We start from the raw sequence: 1,529 nt of genomic DNA, 5'->3' as shown, positions 1-1,529 counted from the left end.
TGGAATAGCTTCTTAAAGATTCGTCTACTAAAAAAAGCCGCTCTCCGGAACGGCTTTTTTACCTGCTTTTCGTGGTCACCAGCTAGCTGGCGCCAATATGAACTCTTGAACGGCTTCTACAGCGCCTTATTGATTGATCTACCTACATTGATTTAAAAGATACTTCGTATATATTGGTCCCCAAAAAATAAAAGAGAGGGTTATCAGAAAAAACGCTATTGTAAGTACTATTGATAGCTTATGATTATTAAAAAATTTAGGATTATTTCTGATAATTTCTTTTGCCTTTCCCGTTTTGTGAAAAATAAAATAATTAGCGCCTATGCAAAAAGCCACAATGCCTAGCATCACCCATTTACCAATTGAATAACAATAAAAATTTATCATCAAAATCTCTACAATACCGATAAGAACAAACGCTTCTGACGCACTTAACGCCATTATTGTGTACATATGCGGCTCATTATCCTTTAATATTTTACTATAAAATAAATAATAGTAATTATATAATACGCTCATAGGCTAAGTCTATTTAAACCAACTGGTGTCGTCATCTCCATACCACTTGCTTGGTCCAAATACTTTTCCTGCACTCCAACCTATTCCCCAACCAGCACCATAAATTGGAACGAATGTCGATATTGCATTTGAAGTTTGTTCAATCCACATTTCTGTCACCCCAATCTCTCCTTGATTTTTTTGGTCCCAAAGGGAAACTGCATTGTAAATTCCAAGCGCATAACCGCCAACTTTAAACCCTGTAGAAACCTTACTGGCGACCTTTACTTTTCCTCCGGTGTAACCATTACCGTTAAATGATTGACTGTAGGTTTTAAATGTCTTTACACTATACCACGTTTTATCATTGAACATCACATGATTACCTCTGGCAAGACCTGCACCAGCCAACGCAAGGGCAAAGTCCTTACCACTAAAACCACTGCCATTATCTGAAGAGTAGTCAAAATTGTATTTGAAGCCCTTATATTCGTTAGTATAAGGGTCCTGGACAGGGTACCCCTTTCCACCGCCTCCAACACCATAAAACTCGCCATCCAGTTTATAAAGGTAGCTGTCTCCTTTTTGCACAATATTTATCTCGGTACTTCCTGAACTTAGCTCAATTACACCAAAAGTGCCTTCAAACCTAACGCCTAAACCTCCCTGTCTTGCTACCTGAGCAGCCCTTGTATAGTTGATGCTTCCGTCAGGGTTACTTATTCCATAAAAATCCCTGAAAGTACCACCACTCATCATCATAGCATTTCCAGCTATGCTTCGATACTGATCAGACCAGTGATGACCACTTCCTGGTCCGGTATAGCCCCCAATATTACCCGGGTTATTAAAAACGTTATACCCACCATTCACAAACTCATCATCCTGCATCAGGTCCGCATAAGAACCACCACTCGGATCATTATAGTAGATCGGATTATTGCCGGAGAACGAATACGGGCTCTCATTCAGGTACCGGTTAGCAAACGGATCTACGGAATTGAACCTGCCTAGTGCTGGGTCATACTGCC

The 1,529-nt window shown here is 40.1% G+C and carries 1 protein-coding gene; it reads right to left on the bottom strand.

Features of this window, described 5'->3' with window-relative positions:
- Window positions 1–528: 528 nt before the first annotated feature.
- On the bottom strand, window positions 529–1,529 hold a 1,001-nt coding region (locus C900_RS27630), incomplete at its 5' end, for an RHS repeat-associated core domain-containing protein (protein WP_040497709.1).

This window comes from Fulvivirga imtechensis AK7, assembly GCF_000331535.1.
Taxonomy (GTDB): domain Bacteria; phylum Bacteroidota; class Bacteroidia; order Cytophagales; family Cyclobacteriaceae; genus Fulvivirga; species Fulvivirga imtechensis.
The sequence above is the reverse complement of the archived record's forward strand: the minus strand, read 5'-3'. Positions and strand labels throughout refer to the sequence as shown.